We start from the raw sequence: 17,290 nt of genomic DNA, 5'->3' as shown, positions 1-17,290 counted from the left end.
CTTAAACAGGAGCTTAATCAGGCCGCTAAAACGGCCGTCATTCATGACCCTGAAATTCGTGCATACGCAGAACGCTTACTCAAAAGAAAAGATTACTCGCTAGTGCTTAACAATGTAAAATTCAAGTTGATCCTTAGAATGTTCTCTTTAGTGAAAAGAGGTGAAACCTATGTGGAGAACTATAAAAGAGTCGCCTAAAAACAACTCTTTTAAATAAAATTTGGATATATCGTAGACCTATAATACGAGCACAGCGCGGCAATCGCGAACTGTACAGGTACACTCTGCATAGTATGCGATTGCTTCGTACCTACCTACAACGTGTTTGCAAAAAAACCTTTTAAAACGGCATTTCCCTTCAGCATTTCGCGAAATTTTACCACTCGCAATAACCGGTAGTTTATATGAATTGCAACAATCTTCTTATTTAAATCATTTGCATATCTGCACATTTGAAATCTGCACATCTGAAACCTGCATCATTGTAACAATCTTCTTATTTAAAATAATCTGCACACCTGCATAGCTGAAATCTGCGCATCTGTCATCCTAATTTTGCACATTTGCAAAAACTATTTTGTACAATGAAAGAAGGGCTTAAAATTGCCATTGGTGCCGATCATGCCGGCTTTGATTATAAACAGGCTTTATCAGCAGATATTCCTGCAGATCAGCTAACAGATTTTGGAACTTATTCAGGCGCCTCTGTTGATTATCCCGATTTTGCACACCCTGTAGCATCGGCAGTTGAAAGCGGTGAATGCGACCTGGGCGTATTGGTTTGCGGCAGCGCCAACGGTGTTGCTATAACCGCCAACAAGCACCAGGGAATCCGCGCTGCCATTTGCTGGAACGAGGAACTGGCTGCACTGGCCCGGAGCCACAATAATGCCAACATAGTATGTATCCCGGCCCGTTTTATCAGCATTGATGAGGCCAAAAAAATAATAAATGCTTTTTTTAATACCAGCTTTGAAGGCGGCAGGCACGCCACAAGGGTAGAGAAGATGGCTTGTTGAAGAGGGACAAAAGATTTTTGGACAAAGGAGCAAGGACAGGAGAAAAAGCTAAAGCAGAAGAGCTAAAGACGACATACCCCTCCCCAATGACTACTGATTAATGACCATTGACCACTGACCACTGACCAAAAAGAAACTGACTAAATTAATAATCATACATGAAGAAAATTACATTACTTACTTTTTCTGCAGCTATTGCGGTAAGTGCCTGTGCACAGCAAAACCCCACTGCAATGAAGTACGCGAAGCTGATCAGCGCCGAGGATGCAAAAAGGCACCTGAGCATTTTAGCATCCGATGAATTTGAAGGCCGTGAAACCGGCAAACCCGGTGCCGAAAAAGCAGCCAATTACATTGCCGCCGAGTTTAAAAAATTAGGCTTACATGCCTCTGTAAAAGGCTCGTATTTTTATGATGTACCGTTGGAGCAAAATGTTTTAAAAGTATCGGCATTTACTGTTAATGGAAAATCATTTGTATTAGGGCAGGATTTCTTTCCAAATGGCACAGTTCCGGATAATAGCATCAAAGCCGGTGACGTTGTATTTGTTGGTTTTGGTACCGATAGCGAACTGGGAACCACTGATTTGACAGGCAAAGTTGTGCTATGGATCAACGAGGATAAACCAGTGGCAGGTAAGGCTGCAAATACAGCTGTACGCATGAGTACGGCACGCCTGCAGGTATTAAAAAACCTGCAAAGCAAAAATCCTTCAATTATTTTGGCGGCTAATGGCGAACTGTCGAGTTTGCTTAAGCGTTTTGGTAAAAGTATTGCAAGCCCGCGTTTAACCATTAAGGAAGGTCCTGCAGCTTCTAAAGCTATAGGTGTATTACATATAAGCACCGCTATTGCCGATGAATTAGTAAAATCGACCGGTAAAACTTATGCTGATTTAAAAGCGGCCGCTGCAACTACTCCGGTTGTAACCGCTAAAGCAGATTTTGTAGCTGATTACGCCAATGACCATACCGATGTTAAAGCGGTTGATGTATTAGGATATATGCCCGGTACCGATTTGAAAGATGAAGTACTGGTATTTTCGGCCCATTATGATCACATCGGTTTAGAAACCGACCCCAATGCAAAAGACAAAATAAATAACGGCGCCGATGACGATGGATCTGGTACTACCGGGATTCTTGAAATTGCCCGTGCGTTTTCACAGGCTAAAAAAGATGGTCATGGTCCGCGCCGCAGCGTTTTATTTTTAGGCAATGTGGGCGAAGAAAAAGGCCTGTTAGGTTCTGAATATTATACCGATCATCCGGTGTATCCCTTGGCTAATACGATTACCGACCTGAATGTTGATATGATAGGCCGTGTGGGTGAAGAGTATATTGGCAAACCCGATTCTGCAAATTATGTATATTCAATAGGTTCGGCCATGTTGAGCAAAGATCTGCATGACATTGGCGAAAAAGCGAATGATACCTACACTAAACTTAAACTGGATTACAAATATGATGACCCTAATGATCCTAACAGGTTTTACTACCGCAGCGATCATTACAACTTTGCTAAACACGGTGTACCAATCATATTTTATTTTAATGGTGTGCATGCCGATTACCATCAGCCAGGCGATGAGGTAAGTAAAATCAACTTCCCGTTATTGGCAAAACGTGCGCAGCTGGTATTTTATACCGGCTGGGAATTAGCCAACAGGGATAAAAAACCAGCGCTCGACGTGGTGCCTTCCAAATAAGGTGTATGGTTGATTGAGTTTGACCAAAAGACGAATATTAATGCAGGGGCGCAAATTTGCGCCCCTTTTTTGTAGTATATAAGATGCAGATATGCGTCTCCTACAAAAAAAAACCTAAATTCGCATATATGGGTAGCACTGCCGAAGAGTTCTTGATTGCCTCGGAAGAAAAGGCATTTGATGTTGATCACCGCCGTATTATCAATAACAGTATTGATAAGTACAGCGCGGCTGCGGCAAGCGGGCTTTCACGCATCGCTAACCTTGACAATGCCAAAAAGAAGGCGCACGTGATCAAGTGGAAAGTGATGGAGACCCTGGATAAATTTTTACCGGAGTTTGAAGCCAATTTCCAGCGCAGGGGCGGCAAGGTGATCTGGGCCAATGATGCCGAAGAAGCCAACCGCGAGATCCTGAATATCATCCAAAAAGCAAAAGCCAAAACGGTAGTAAAATCAAAATCAATGGTTACCGAAGAAATTCACCTGAATGAATTTCTGAAAGAAAATAATATTGAATCATTAGAGACCGATCTTGGCGAATACATTGTACAGTTGCTGGGGCAGGCACCGTACCATATTGTTACACCGGCTATGCACCTCAGCAAAGAGGATATTGCCAAACTGTTTCATGAACGCTTTGGCACACCCATAGATGCTACTCCCGAGCAGCTAACCCTGAAGGCAAGGGAATTGCTCCGCGACAAATATTTACAGGCCGATGTAGGCATAACAGGAGCCAACTTCCTGCTGGCCGATACCGGCAGTATAGCCATCAGCGAGAACGAGGGGAACGCGCGCTTATGCACTACCTTCCCCAAAATTCATATTGCCGTAGTGGGGATCGAAAAGATCATCCCGTCTATTAACGATCTCGACCTGTTTTGGCCAATGTTGTCTACGCATGGCACAGGCCAAAATCTTACGGTATATAACACCATTTTGAGCGGTCCGCGCCAGCCAGATGAAACCGACGGCCCCGAAGAAATGTACGTGGTATTGCTTGATAACGGCCGCACCAACCTGCTTGCCCAAAAAGAGCAGCGCCAGGGATTATATTGTATCCGTTGCGGGGCCTGCCTTAATGTATGCCCGGTGTTTCAAAACATAGGCGGTCATGCTTATAATATTACCTATAGCGGGCCAATTGGCTCTATCATAACCCCGCATACCAGCGGGATGCAGGAGTTTAAACACCTCAGCTATGCATCAAGTCTTTGCGGCAGCTGTACCGAGGTTTGCCCGGTGAAGATAGATATCCATAAAATGCTGCTCCTGAACCGCCGGGATTCAGTTAACCAGGGTTTAGTAACCAATAAAGAACGCTGGGGCTGGACCATCTGGAAAAAAGGGATGTTGAAACGTAAACTAACCGATTTTTTTGGCGGTAAAATGAAAAACTTTTTCCTCCGTTTCTTCTTTAAGCGTACCTGGGGACACCTAAGGGAAATGCCGGAAGTTGCCGAAAAATCATTCAGTAAACAGTGGCAGGAAAAACACCAGGGCGAAGAATAAGCACACCTATATATGCGGAAAATAATTTTGAACCTGGCCGTGAGCCTCGACGGTTTTATTGAGGGGCCAAACGGCGAATATGATTGGTGTTTTGCCGATCAGGATTACGGGATGACCGATTTTTTGAACAACACCGATGCCATTTTTCTTGGCCGTAAAAGTTATGAAGTGCTCATGAGCGCGGGGCCGGGATTGTTTGCGGCGCTTAAAATGTATGTTTTTTCGGATACGCTGACAACAGTTGAAGGCAATTCGGAAATTATCCGTTCGGCAGATTTTAAGCAGCGGGTGGATGAGATCAGGCATCAGCCGGGCAGCAATATCTGGCTGTTTGGCGGTGCAGAGCTGGTTTCGGCATTTATAGAGCAGCGGCAGATCAATGAATTTATGCTGGCTGTTCACCCCGTAATTTTAGGCACGGGGAAACCGTTGTTTAAGGTTAAAGATCGAACCAACCTGTTGTTTCTTGGGAGCGAACAGTTTTCGAGCGGGCTGGTTCAGTTAAGGTATGCTTTTAAGCCGGAGGTTGATTGAAAAACGGGGTATCCCCGCTTATTTAAATTTCTGAAATACAACACCAATATCAATTACAAAACCCCAAGCTCATTCAGTTTTGCCGATAACTCCTCTGCCGATTTAAAGTGAATGCTTTTAATACCCATTTTTTCTGCGGCTAAAACATTGCGGTAATTATCATCAATAAACAAAGATTCGGCGGGGTTTACATTGTAACGATCAAGCAGTACCTGGTAAAACTCAGGGGTGGGCTTGCGCATTTTTTCGGTACCGGATACCACAACCCCATCAAACCAGTCCAGGAAATTAAAACGGGCCACAGCAAAGGGGAAGGTTTCTGCCGACCAGTTGGTAAGCGCGTAGATCTTATACTTATTGCTCTCTTTTAATTGTTTAAATATTTCAACAGTACCATGAAATGGGTCGCCCAGCATTTCAACCCAGCGGCCGTAAAACGCCCGGATGTTGGCTTCATGTTCAGGGAATTGGGCAACAAGCAGGTCGGTACCTTCCTGTAAAGAGCGGCCGGCATCCTGTTCTTCATTCCAATCGGATGTGCAAACAGTAGCCAGGAAATTCTTCATTTCCTGTTCATCATCAAAAATGGTACGATATACGTAATGTGGGTTCCAGTCAATTAAAACTGCACCGAGGTCGAATATGATAGTGTTGATCATGTTATTAAAAGCTTTGAGCAAATAAACACTTTAAAAATTATTTAGTAAATTAGATTGTTAAATAAGTTTATCATGCTGACAAAGGAAGAAGTATTAAAAACGGTAAATGATTTGCCGGGTGAATTTAGCTTTGAAGATATACTGGACAGACTAATGCTGCTGAATAAAATTGATATTGGTTTGGAACAATCTAATAATGGCGAAACATTATCAACAAAGGAAGCTGAAGAAAGCCTGGCCAAATGGTTGAAATAATAAATCAAAAATTGATGTGCTAACAGTGCATCATAGTAAAAGATTGCTTTCAAATAACCCTCAGTTTAATAAATAAAGAGCATTATTTATTAGCAGTATGCTCATAAATCTTAGCATCTGTTACTACAGAGTCCTTTAGCGATAGGATAAGCTGTTTTACATAGCGCGGTTTTCCGGGCTTGTTTAATTCTTCAATTTCATAAACCATCTGGCTTTGATTGCTCTGTTGCGGGCGGTGCAACAGGTGAATAACCTCCTGGTATTTTAAACCTTTTAGTTTGTGATTTTGCAACAGATCGTCAACCATATTGGCACGATAGCTGAAGGTTAGGCCATCTCCATCATTCCAGTTGTCACTATTGAATTTTTGATGCCGTTTACAAGCAGCAAATGACAGGATAACTACGCCAAGCACGACGATGATATTTTTGTTAAGTATTAAAGTAGGTTTCACAGATCAAATATAACTACGAATAGCAAAATTGACGAATGAATAACAAGACTTCCGAAGTTTTTAAAACTTCGGAAGTCTAAGCCGGGCATCAAGTAGCTTATTACTTAGCGTTCAGCAAATACCCTTTAAAATCTTTAAAATCCTTGGTTAAAGCAATTGCGAGTTTGGTTTTTAATTCTAACTCTTTCACTTGTGCCGGTACGTCAATTTTGGCGGCTATTTCATTACTAAAAACATCGGGGAATTTGCAGGGATGGGCGGTTGCTAAAAATACGCCCGCGGTATCTGCACTGCCATGATCGTGCTGATAGTCTGTTAAGGCCTGCCAGGCAATAGCGGTGTGTGGGCAAACCACGTAATCATAAGTATCAAATACCCAGTTGATGGCTTTTACTGTTTCTTCGTCGTTATAGGTAAAGCCCACCACCAATTTCTTCAACTCTTCCATGTCTGCCTTAAACAGGTCGGCAATACGCACCCAATTGCTCGGGTTGCCAACATCCATGGCGTTTGATAGCGTTGCTACTGATGGCTTAGGCTGATAAACACCTGTTTTCAAAAACGAGGGTACGGTGTCATTTGCATTGGTGGCAGCTATGAATTTCTCTACAGGTAAACCCATTTTCCAGGCCAGCAAACCAGCGCCGATGTTGCCAAAATTACCACTGGGTACAGAGAACACTACTTTTTTAACGCCCTGCCTTAACAGCTGCGCGTAGGCGTTAAAGTAATAGAAAGTTTGAGGCACTAAACGGGCTATATTAATAGAGTTGGCCGATGTTAAGCGGAATTTTTTATTCAGTTCGGCATCGGTAAAGGCTTGTTTAACCAGGGCCTGGCAATCGTCAAAAGTACCGTCGATTTCCAGTGCACGAATGTTTTGACCATTGGTTGTTAGCTGCTGTTCCTGCACGCCGCTTACCTTGCCTTTTGGGTATAAAATAGTAACCCTTGTATTAGGTACACCTAAAAAACCCAAAGCAACAGCACCGCCGGTATCACCGCTTGTAGCAACCAAAACATCCAGTTGTTTTTCGCCATCCTCTAAAAAATAGCTCATTACCCGGCTCATGAAACGGGCGCCAAAATCTTTAAACGCCAGTGATGGTCCGTGAAAAAGTTCCAGTACATGTACGTTATCATCCAGTTTTACAACAGGCGCATCAAAGTTGATGGCATCATCAATCAAAGCCTTTAAGTCATCAATGGGCATAGAATCGCCTAAAAGGTTTTTAGCTACCTCAAAAGCGATTTCGGGCAGGGTATATTTATCCAGGTTGCTGATAAAATCAGCATTTAAGCGCGGGATGCTGATGGGCATGTATAAACCTTTATCCTGCGGCATGCTGTTAAAAACCGCGTCTTTAAAAGATACTTCTGATTGAATGTTGTTGGTACTGTAGAGTTTCATTTTGATTTTGGAATTCGGAATTTCGATTTCGGATTTGTTGGGGATGTCATGCTGAGCTTGTCGAAGCATGGTGGCAAGGCCTCTGCGCGCGTCCTTCTGCAGGCTCAGGATGACACCCTTTTTGACTTTTGAATTTTCACTTTTGACTTAAAGAACCCTTGGTCCCGCATCATTTATTGTTGATACATAACCATTTGAACCAATTTTAAGGCCGGTTAGGTGCTTTTGCAATTTTTGAGTGATGCGCCTGGCTGTATCTTCATCTTTTGTAAAAGCGAAAACGGATGGACCCGAGCCGGAGATGCCGAAGCTTACCGCGCCCAATTCCATGGCCATTTCGCGCATTTTGTAAAAATCGGGAATCAGCATCGAGCGTACGGGTTCAACCAAAACGTCCTTCATGCTGCGGCCTATCAGGTCAATGTCGTTCATAAACAAGCCGCTTACCAGGCCTGCTATATTGCCCCACTGGGTAACGGCATCCTTCATCTGGATGTTTTTACGGATGATCTGGCGGGCCTCCCTTGTTGGCACATCCACATCGGGAAATACAATGGCACACCATAAACCGGCCGGATGCGGCAAACGCACAACATCCAAAGGCTCGTAACTGCGGATGAGTACAAAACCGCCCAAAAGCGCCGGCGCTACGTTATCCGCATGGCCGTGACCGCAGGCCATTTCTTCACCCTTCATCGCGAACGGTAACAGTTTAGCCGGATCACTATCATCGCCCAATAAGGTTTTGATAGCGAACAAACCTGCTACCGTACTTGCCGAGCTTGAACCAAGCCCGCTACCTATCGGCATTTTTTTATGCAGTTCGATGTCCAGCCCGATATCGGTACGGCCAACACTTTGCAAATAATGCTGCACGCTCACGCTCACCGTGTTTTTTGCCGGATCCATCGGCAAACGTCCGTCGTCGCCGGTAATTTTGCTAATGGTAATGCCCGGTTTATTGGTCATCCGCATAATCACTTCGTCGCCGGGTTCATTAACGGCAAAACCGAGCACATCAAAACCGCATACTACATTGGCAACGGTAGCCGGGGCAAAAACGTGAACGCTGGCCAGGCCCCCCCCGCCCCCTGAAGGGGGAGCTAAAGATGGGGTTATTTTCAAATCTTGTATTCTATTATCTTCCATATAACATTTATCAAACTATTCCTCCCCCTTCAGGGGGCCGGGGGGTTAGGGGGCTTCTAATTCGCTCCCAGGTTAATCAGATCAGCAAATACACCGGCAGCGGTTACTTCGGCACCTGCGCCCGGGCCTTTTACTACCAGCGGGCGTTCTTTGTACCGGTCGGTTGTAAAAGATATAATGTTATCACTGCCCGATAGCATGTAGAAAGGGTGGTTTTCATCAACCATTTGCAGGGTGATGGTTACTTTACCATCCTCCAGCTTGCCTATGTAGCGCAATACTTTACCATCTTTTTCGGCCTGGTCTTTTAGTTTTGCAAAATGGGCATCCTCGGTTTTAAGGGTAGCGTAAAAATCATCAACCGTTTTGGCTTCCAGGCTGGCTTTTGGTAATACGCTTTCAATGTCAACGTCTGCTTCTTCCATTGCGTAGCCTGCATCGCGGGCAAGAATGAGCATTTTGCGCATAAAATCTTTCCCGCTCAGGTCGTCGCGCGGATCGGGTTCGGTATAGCCTTTTTCCTGAGCCTCTTTTACCACATCATGAAAATTGGCGTCGCCTTTAAAATTATTAAAGATGAAGGATATGGTTCCGGATAGGATGGCCTCGATGCGTTGCACCCTGTCGCCGCTATTCATCAGGTTTTTTAGTGTATTAATGATAGGTAAGCCTGCACCCACATTGGTTTCGTAAAAGAAATCGACACCATGGCGGCGGGCGGTATCTTTAAATGTACGGTATTGTTTATAGCTGGCCGAGTTGCCTATTTTATTACAGGTGATAACCGAGATATTGGCTTTAAAAACTTCCTCATAAAAACCTACCGGTACAGGGCTGGCGGTGTTATCAATAAACACGCAGTTTGGCAGGTTCATATCTTTCATTTTATCAATGAACTCTTTCAGGTCGGCAGCGTATGGTGAAGCTTCGATATCATTTTGCCAGGTATCCAAAGAGATACCATCGCTGTTAAAAGTCATTTTGCGGGTATTGCTGATGCCTGCTATTTTAACCTGGATACCATTATTATCTTTTAAATACTCACTGTGGGCATTTAGCTGGTTAAACAGTGTTTTACCAATGTTGCCGGTACCCAGGCAGAAAGCATGTAGTGTTTTGGTTAGCTGCACAAAAAAAGCATCGTGTACCGCGTTTAGCGCCTTAGCCAGGTCATGGGCAGATATGATAACCGAGATATTATACTCGGATGAGCCCTGGGCTATAGCCCTCACGTTAACCCCATTACGGCCCAGTGCATGGAACAACTTGCCCGACATGCCCGGTGTTTGCTTCATGTTTTCGCCTACTACAGCAAGGATAGCCAGGTTTTTTTCGATAACCAGGTGCTCCAGTTTTTTGGCCAGGAGTTCAAGTTCAAATTCTTGCTCTATCAGTTGTTTAGCCTTTTCGGTATCCTGTGGTTGTACCGCGAAGGTGATGCTGTGTTCTGACGACGATTGGGTGATTAAAATGATATTGATTTGCTCCCTGGCCAACAACGAGAATAAACGACCGCTAAAACCTGATTTTCCTACCATGCCGCTACCCTCTAAATTAAGGATGCTGATATTATTGATAGAGGAGATCCCTTTGATAGGCAGGCTTGATGCCTTACAATCATGGCGGATCACCGTGCCTTCAAACTCCGGTTCAAAAGTGTTTTTGATAACGATGGGGATCTTTTTCAGGAATGCCGGGATCATGGTTGGCGGATAAATCACCTTGGCGCCGAAATAAGATAGCTCCATGGCTTCGGTATAGGTAAGCTCGGTTAAGGAAAACGCTTTTTTAACCATACGCGGGTCGGCGGTCATCATACCGTTTACATCAGTCCAAATCTGGATTTCTTTGGCGTTTAGCGCGGCGCCAAATATAGCAGCGGTATAATCAGAGCCACCGCGGCCTAAAGTGGTGGTTTGGCCGGCATCGTTACCTGCAATAAAACCGGTAACAAACAATATTTTATCTTTATTTTCCTGGTGTAAACCGCGGATCAGTTGCTCCGTAAGCTCGGTGTTCACTTTGGCATTGCCAAAAGCACTGTCGGTTTTAATTACGTCGGCAGCATCAATATACAATACTTCTTTAAAATACTGGGCGGCAATTTTGCTTACCATTATGGTTGAGCAGCGTTCTCCGTAGCTTAACACCTGGTCGCGGGTTTTGGGTGTAAGTTCTCTTAGGGTTAGTACACCCTGCAATAATTCCTCTAACTGGTTAAAGTGAATTTTTAAACGGGTAAAGGCCGGGTTTTGATTTTGCACATCAAGCAGGCTTTTTACCACTTCAAAGTGGCGTCTTTCCAGCTCGGCTAATGATGCGGTAAACTCTTTACCATTGGCGGCGTCTTCGGCCATTGCAGCAAGCAGGTTGGTTACCCCGCCCATGGCCGATAATACAACTACCGGCTTGTCTTCATTTTTAACTTCATCTTTTAGTATGTTTAAAAGAGTTTGGATGCTTGCAACTGATCCTACGGATGTGCCACCGAATTTTAGAACTTTCATTGTTGGGTTAGTATCAATATTAATAAGAAAGCCCTCCTCTTTGCGGAGGAAGGCTTTCATTTGGTTTCTTTTATGTTTTACACCATACGATTATCTTCCCCCGGTTATTTTGCCGATGGTAATAATTGATGTAATAATGGTGTTGTTAACTATCATATTTAATGTCGACAAAGTAAATAGATATTTTCCTAATTCGCAAGCTAAAAATGTTTTATTTTTTCAATGCCTGTTATGTTTCCTAAATTGCACCCCTAAATGCAGGGATTAATAACAAAATCGACCGGAAGCTGGTACCAGGTGCAAACACCCGACGGGCAAAAAATAGACTGCCGGATAAAAGGAAAGTTTAGGATGCAGGGTATCACTACCACCAACCCGGTGGCAGTAGGCGACGTGGTGGATTTTGATATGGAGCCCGACCAGGAAAACGGCGTGATAATAAAGCTGCATCAGCGTAAAAATTATATTATTCGCAAAGCTATTAACCTGAGCAAGCAGGCGCAGATCATAGCTGCCAACCTGGATCAGGCGCTATTGGTAGTTACTTTGGCCTCGCCACGTACCTCATTAGGGTTTATAGACCGCTTTTTGGTTACAGCCGAAGCCTATGACATCCCTGCCAGGCTAATCTTCAATAAACTCGACCTGTTTAGCGACGAAGGGCTGGAAATACTGGCCGATTATAAAGCCGTATATGAAAAGGTTGGTTACCCCTGCTTCGAGGTGTCGGCGCTTGAGGGGACCAACATTGATAAAGTACAGGAACTTTTAAAAGATAAAGTAACCCTTTTTTCGGGCCACTCCGGCGTAGGTAAATCAAGCCTGATTAATGCCTTGTTGCCTAACCTGGACCTGCGCACCCATATGGTATCTGAGTGGAGCGATAAGGGAATGCACACCACCACCTTTGCCGAAATGTTTGAACTGCCCCAGGGCGGGTTTATCATTGATACACCCGGCATCCGCGAACTGGGTGTTATCGATATAGAAAAAAATGAACTGAGCCACTTTTTCCCCGAGATGCGCTCGCGTATGAACCAATGCCGGTTCAACAATTGCCGCCATATTAACGAACCCGGCTGTGCTGTGCTGGAAGCATTGGAAGAGGGCGATATTGAACTATCGCGCTATGAAAGCTATTTGAGCATTTATCATGGGAATGATACGAGGGCATAAAGAAGGGTCAAGAAAAAGGAATTACGGCGTACCACTTGCTGCTTTTACCAGTATATCAACTATCAATTGTTTATTGGGTAAATATTTATTGGTTAAAAACAAGCCTCCCATACCCGTGCCAGGATTAAAGAACAGGAACGTGCCAACGCCGGGGTCGTCACCATCATGGCCAATAGTACCGTTGGTATACAAATTCCAAAAGATGCCTTTATTCCGGTAGGTTAAATTGATGTATTTGGGTGGATGTTCTTTGGAAAATTGGGGCGTGAACATCGTTTTAAAAGAAAGAGGATTTAATAAAGCTGTATCGCCGTGGTATCCCCTGATCATCGCCATCAGGTATTTACTTAAATCGGCGGCCGATGTTTTCAGTCCCCCGTCAGGATAGGTAAGCAAATCGTAAAGGGGGAAGCACCGGCTTTGATCGTAATAAAGCCGGGCAAGGTCTTTTAAATTTACCGAACTTACCGACCACCCGGAATGCGACATTTTTAGCGGCGCTAAAATATATTTGCGGGTAAAATCGGCATAAGATAATCCCGACTTAAGTTGGATGAGATAAGCCGCTAATGCCGACCCAATGTTACTATAAGTGGAAGCACTACCAGCCAGCCCCTGGCCAAAATTTTCCTTGTTATAATATTTACCCTCCTGCGCCAGGTAGTTATAAAAAAAGCTTTTCAAGGTGGTATCCCTCACCTTATCCCCAAAACCTAATTGCTGCAACAGGCCGAACGCCGTGCTATCATACGAACGTAACTTAGGATAGAATTTGTAGGTGTAGGGGTAAATTTCGGGGTTATCAATAATACCCGACGTATGGTTGGCCAATTCCCTTATGGTTATTTTACTATCCGGCTGGTTGGGGTTAATCACTTTAAAAGGTAAAATTTGGTTGATATCGGTTTCGAGGGTAAAATATTTTAGTTCGATAGCCTTCATCAAGGCAACCGCAATTACCGTTTTACTTACCGACCCTATATTTTGAACGGTGCTTGTTGTATAGGGAATTTTGTTGCCCACATCGGCGTAGCCGAAGTTTTTTTGATAGATAACTTTATGCGCATTAACCAAAACCACACTTAGCCCCGGTAGGCTGTCTTTTAAAAAAGCCTGGTTTAATTTATAGGTAAGCGAGTCGGAGTTGATTTGGGCCGTAGTTCTATTATAAACAAATAGTAACAAGCAGCAGGCTAATAAGCAACGCCTGATTATTATACTTTTTAACATGGAGATAAATTAAATTACCTTAAATAAGGCGATTCAAAAATAATAAGATAAGATGCCTGAAAATAGTATAAAAGCGAACGCCTAAAATTTAAATGGTAAAATATAGTCGGTTTTATTAAACTTGGCCGGGGAGCTTTCCATTATCGTTGTATAACTTTTAATAAAGTGCGACTGATCATAATAGCCATATCTAAATGCCAGGCTGGTTAGCGATTGCTTTGCGCCCAATTCATTTATTAAAGACCTGATCTTTAATATAGAATAAGTCTCCTTGGGCGACAGACCCACATATTGTTTAAACTTTTTTTCGATATGTCTTTTAGAAAAACCAATCTGCGCGGATAAATCAATCATTTTTAATTGCGAGTGGGTTAAACCGCTATTAAAAAGGGTAAAAACAGTTTTAATCATAGCTGTATCGTAACTGCCTGATAAATCCTTTTCAATTACGCTGTATATGGCTTTGATTAATACGGTATCATCTGTAATATCCAGGTTATTTAATACCTCATACAGCTTTTTGTTAAGCAGTTTAACTTCAGTAATCTGATCTGTTAATTCATTTTGCGGGCATTGGGTAAATAACGAAGCAGCCCAGGGAGATACCTGGGCCATTATAGCTTTTGAAAACGGATTGATACTTAATTTTATTCTTTGGGTTATCTGTCCAACAAAATAAATGCCTGGTTTTAAATTAACTTCATTACTGCCTGTTTCTATAAAAGCCCCGTTTCCGCTAATAAAAGCCAATGTGAAGCTACCGTTTGGCAATGCGTATAATCCATCTGTAAAAAGAGGATTATGCAGGTTATTAACTATCCAGAATTTACGGATATATGATTTAACGCCAATATCTGCAGCTATTTCTGCGTAGTTAAACATTATAGCAATGTAGCAATTAAAACTATCTATTCCAACGCGTTCCTAAAATCTTCCACCAAATCATCCAAATCTTCAATGCCAACCGATAAACGGATCATGGTTTCGGGAATACCCATTTCGGCCCGTCTTTCGGCGCCGAGCTCAAAAAATATGGTTTGTGCTACCGGGATAGCAAGCGTACGGGTATCGCCAAGGTTACTTGATTTTACCACAAGCTGTAGCTTATTTAAAAAAGCAAGGCAATCAATGCTTTCATCCAGTTCGATGCTCATCAATCCACCAAATTTGGTAAATAGTTTTGCGGCCCTATCGTGTTGCGGGTGGTTTACCAGTCCCGGATAAAACACCTTTTTTATTTTTGGATGGCTTTCAAAATAAGTAGCCAATGCCAGCGCATTGTTGCAGGCCCGCTCTAAACGTAAGGCCAGGGTTTCTGATCCTACAGAGATAGAGTGAGCAGCTTCTGGCGATAATGTGCCGCCGGCATCACGTAAACCTTTCTTACGTACCTGCGTCATGCCCAGGGCTTCGGGTTTTACCTGGGTTTTAAAGCCGGGGAAAATATTAGGGTATACACTCCAGTCAAATAAACCCGTATCGGTAACGCTGCCGCCCAGGGCATCGCCATGGCCGCCAATGTATTTGGTTAATGAGTTAATAACCAGGCTGGCTTTAACATCAATGGGATTAAACAGGTAAGGCGAGGTCATGGTATTATCAACCACATATAAAATGCCTTTTTGCTGGCAAATTTCACCAATGCTTTCCAGGTCGGCTATTTGTGTAGCTGGGTTGGCTATTGTTTCAACAAAAACAAGCTTGGTGTTATCTTTAATTTCGCCGCGCACATTTTCAGCATCGGTAGCATCAACAAAAGTGATATCCAAACCCATGTCAATATAGGTTTGAAAGATGCTGCGGCTGTTTCCGAACAGGAACGAGCTGGCAACAATATGGTCCCCATGCTTAATAAGCGCCATTATGGTAGCCGAAATAGCTGCCATGCCGGTTGAAAACGCAACAGACGATAAGCCTTTTTCCATCTGGGTTACTTTATGCTCCAGCGCGGTAACTGTAGGGTTGCCCTGGCGTGAGTATGCGTAACCTTTCTTTTTGTTCTGGAAAATATCTACCAGGTCCTGCACATCCTCGTGTCCGTAAGTAACCGAAGTATGAACGGGTTTATGTAAAGAACCGTGCTCAGGTTTGCCTAAGCGATCGGAGTGTAGCAGGGTAGTTGTGAAGCCTCTTTTAGTCGTCATTGTGAACCTATTAGTAAAATAAAATAATAGCGGTTGCGAACTTAAGGATTTTTATGGACACGAATTTCACGAATTGAATCGAATTAACACAAATCTTATGGACACGAATTTTACGGACACGAATTCCACGAATGGGAACGAATTGACACAAATCAATTCGGATGGATTTTTCGAATTAAAGGGGATATTATATGATTACTCTTTGATATTCTACCGAGGGGGAGCCGAAATTTATTACAATACCTAATCTTAAGCCCGAGGCTTTTAAATAGTTGAGAGTTTGTTTAATATAGGGATCACCGATATAGTTTCCTGTTTTAATTTCAAGGATGATCGTGTTATATAATACAAAATCTGCAACAAAAAAGTGTTTGAGTTTTTGCTCTTTGTAGATAATGGAATATGGTTTCTCTTTCTCGAATGGGAGACCTAATCGTTTAAACTCAAACTCCAGGGCATCTTTATAAACAATTTCCTTAAATCCATGCCCCAATATCTTATGAACTTCAAAACAAGCGCCAATTATTTTAAAAGATTCGTCCTTGAATAGTATTTCAGCCATATAATTATACACGAATTTCACTAATTGAATCGAATTTCACTAATTCAGCGATAAATAAATTCGTGTCTATTCTTTATCCTTTGTATCCATTACAATAGTTACCGGCCCATCATTCACTAAACTAATCTTCATATCGGCCCCAAAAATCCCTGTAGCTACTTTTTTACCCGTGATAATTTCCAGTGTTTTTATCATTTGTTCATACATAGGTATTGCCTTATCGGGTTTGGCGGCGCGAATAAATGATGGGCGGTTTCCTTTTTTGGTTTGAGCAAATAGCGTGAACTGCGATATTAGCAGGATATCGCCATTAATATCAGCCAATGCTTTATTCATCAAACCATTCTCATCGCCAAAAACACGCATACCGGCAATTTTATTGGCCAGCCAGTTTAGGTCGTCTTCGGCATCTGCATCCTCAATCCCCAGCAATACCAAAAAACCGGCGCCTATTTGCCCGGTAACCTGGCCATCAACTTTGCAACTTGCTTCGATAACCCGTTGTAATACTGCTCTCATATAGACACGAATTTTATGGACACGAATGTCACAAATTAGATCGAATTTCACGAATTCAAGCGGATTAGTAGCGAATAAAAACCACCAGCCCATTTTACCTGAAGCCCTGAACTCAGAACCATACCAATTCGCCCGATTATTAAAATTCGTGTCAGTAAAGCCTTTTACCAATCAGATTTGTGTCAATTCGATCTAATTTGTGACATTCGTGTTTATTTAAAATTCGTGTATGGAAATTAAAGAAGCACAGCATCTTGTAGATAAGTCGCTAAAATATAATCTCCCCCTTTAATTCGAAAAATCCATCCCAATTGGTTTGTGTCAATTCGCTCCCATTCGTGAAATTCGTGTTTCTTACGTTCGGGACAATTCGATTTAATTTGTGAAATTCGTGTTTATTTAAATTCGTGTTATGGAAATTAAAGAAGCGCAGCATCTTGTAGATAAG

16 protein-coding genes and 1 pseudogene are annotated in these 17,290 nt (G+C 42.9%); 7 read left to right on the top strand and 10 right to left on the bottom strand.

Features of this window, described 5'->3' with window-relative positions; all coding sequences use genetic code 11:
• The 5 genes and pseudogenes from AC1DQW_RS26290 to AC1DQW_RS26270 form a co-directional block, all read left to right on the top strand.
• A pseudogene (locus tag AC1DQW_RS26290) lies at positions 1–198 on the top strand (IS110 family transposase); the annotation flags it as partial.
• Between the two features lie 386 nt (positions 199–584).
• Positions 585–1,019: a ribose 5-phosphate isomerase B gene (gene rpiB, locus AC1DQW_RS26285; protein WP_477456769.1), complete on the top strand. Its 435-nt coding sequence runs from the start codon at positions 585–587 to the stop codon at positions 1,017–1,019.
• A gap of 158 nt (positions 1,020–1,177) precedes the next feature.
• Positions 1,178–2,728, top strand: a complete 1,551-nt coding sequence (locus tag AC1DQW_RS26280; protein ID WP_477456768.1) for a M28 family peptidase — start codon at positions 1,178–1,180, stop codon at positions 2,726–2,728.
• A gap of 128 nt (positions 2,729–2,856) precedes the next feature.
• The gene (locus AC1DQW_RS26275; RefSeq protein WP_477456767.1) at positions 2,857–4,242 is read left to right on the top strand and encodes a LutB/LldF family L-lactate oxidation iron-sulfur protein; all 1,386 of its coding nucleotides are present in this window, start codon (positions 2,857–2,859) and stop codon (positions 4,240–4,242) included.
• Between the two features lie 12 nt (positions 4,243–4,254).
• Positions 4,255–4,776 (top strand): dihydrofolate reductase family protein, encoded by a 522-nt coding sequence (locus AC1DQW_RS26270; protein WP_477456766.1) that lies wholly within the window; start codon positions 4,255–4,257, stop codon positions 4,774–4,776.
• 53 nt (positions 4,777–4,829) lie between these two features.
• Here the strand turns inward: AC1DQW_RS26270 and AC1DQW_RS26265 are convergent, their stop codons facing one another.
• Entirely contained in the window at positions 4,830–5,435 is a 606-nt protein-coding gene (locus AC1DQW_RS26265) for an HAD family hydrolase (protein WP_477456765.1), read from the bottom strand.
• Positions 5,436–5,507: 72 nt separating this feature from the next.
• Here AC1DQW_RS26265 and AC1DQW_RS26260 point away from each other — a divergent pair, with 72 nt between their 5' ends.
• Positions 5,508–5,690 carry a hypothetical protein gene (locus AC1DQW_RS26260; RefSeq protein ID WP_477456764.1) on the top strand — a complete coding sequence of 61 codons (183 nt, stop codon included), beginning with the start codon at positions 5,508–5,510 and terminating at the stop codon, positions 5,688–5,690.
• Between the two features lie 82 nt (positions 5,691–5,772).
• Here the strand turns inward: AC1DQW_RS26260 and AC1DQW_RS26255 are convergent, their stop codons facing one another.
• The 4 genes from AC1DQW_RS26255 to thrA form a co-directional block, all read right to left on the bottom strand.
• A complete protein-coding gene (locus tag AC1DQW_RS26255; protein ID WP_477456763.1) occupies positions 5,773–6,144 on the bottom strand; it encodes a hypothetical protein in 372 nt (123 codons plus the stop codon).
• Positions 6,145–6,244: 100 nt separating this feature from the next.
• Positions 6,245–7,555 (bottom strand): threonine synthase, encoded by a 1,311-nt coding sequence (gene thrC / locus AC1DQW_RS26250; RefSeq protein ID WP_477456762.1) that lies wholly within the window; start codon positions 7,553–7,555, stop codon positions 6,245–6,247.
• A gap of 147 nt (positions 7,556–7,702) precedes the next feature.
• Positions 7,703–8,704, bottom strand: coding sequence for a homoserine kinase (locus AC1DQW_RS26245; protein WP_477456761.1), 1,002 nt, complete (start codon positions 8,702–8,704; stop codon positions 7,703–7,705).
• Positions 8,705–8,760: 56 nt separating this feature from the next.
• Positions 8,761–11,211: a bifunctional aspartate kinase/homoserine dehydrogenase I gene (gene thrA / locus AC1DQW_RS26240; RefSeq protein ID WP_477456770.1), complete on the bottom strand. Its 2,451-nt coding sequence runs from the start codon at positions 11,209–11,211 to the stop codon at positions 8,761–8,763.
• A 255-nt stretch (positions 11,212–11,466) separates the two neighbouring features.
• On the opposite strand from thrA, the gene rsgA reads away from it, so the two are divergent.
• A complete protein-coding gene (gene rsgA, locus AC1DQW_RS26235) occupies positions 11,467–12,387 on the top strand; it encodes a ribosome small subunit-dependent GTPase A (RefSeq protein WP_477456760.1) in 921 nt (306 codons plus the stop codon).
• 21 nt (positions 12,388–12,408) lie between these two features.
• Here rsgA and AC1DQW_RS26230 read toward each other — a convergent pair whose 3' ends face one another.
• From AC1DQW_RS26230 to dtd, 5 genes are all read right to left on the bottom strand, one after another.
• Positions 12,409–13,617 carry a serine hydrolase domain-containing protein gene (locus AC1DQW_RS26230; RefSeq protein ID WP_477456759.1) on the bottom strand — a complete coding sequence of 403 codons (1,209 nt, stop codon included), beginning with the start codon at positions 13,615–13,617 and terminating at the stop codon, positions 12,409–12,411.
• A gap of 81 nt (positions 13,618–13,698) precedes the next feature.
• Complete coding sequence (locus AC1DQW_RS26225) at positions 13,699–14,499, bottom strand: helix-turn-helix domain-containing protein (protein WP_477456758.1); 801 nt, start codon at positions 14,497–14,499, stop codon at positions 13,699–13,701.
• Positions 14,500–14,525: 26 nt separating this feature from the next.
• The gene (locus AC1DQW_RS26220; RefSeq protein ID WP_477456757.1) at positions 14,526–15,761 is read right to left on the bottom strand and encodes a cystathionine gamma-synthase family protein; all 1,236 of its coding nucleotides are present in this window, start codon (positions 15,759–15,761) and stop codon (positions 14,526–14,528) included.
• Positions 15,762–15,948: 187 nt separating this feature from the next.
• Complete coding sequence (locus tag AC1DQW_RS26215; protein WP_477456756.1) at positions 15,949–16,323, bottom strand: GxxExxY protein; 375 nt, start codon at positions 16,321–16,323, stop codon at positions 15,949–15,951.
• Between the two features lie 66 nt (positions 16,324–16,389).
• Positions 16,390–16,842 carry a D-aminoacyl-tRNA deacylase gene (gene dtd, locus AC1DQW_RS26210; protein WP_477456755.1) on the bottom strand — a complete coding sequence of 151 codons (453 nt, stop codon included), beginning with the start codon at positions 16,840–16,842 and terminating at the stop codon, positions 16,390–16,392.
• Positions 16,843–17,290: the final 448 nt, after the last annotated feature.

Source organism: Mucilaginibacter sp. P5_A4 (assembly GCF_056400605.1).
The sequence above is the reverse complement of the archived record's forward strand: the minus strand, read 5'-3'. Positions and strand labels throughout refer to the sequence as shown.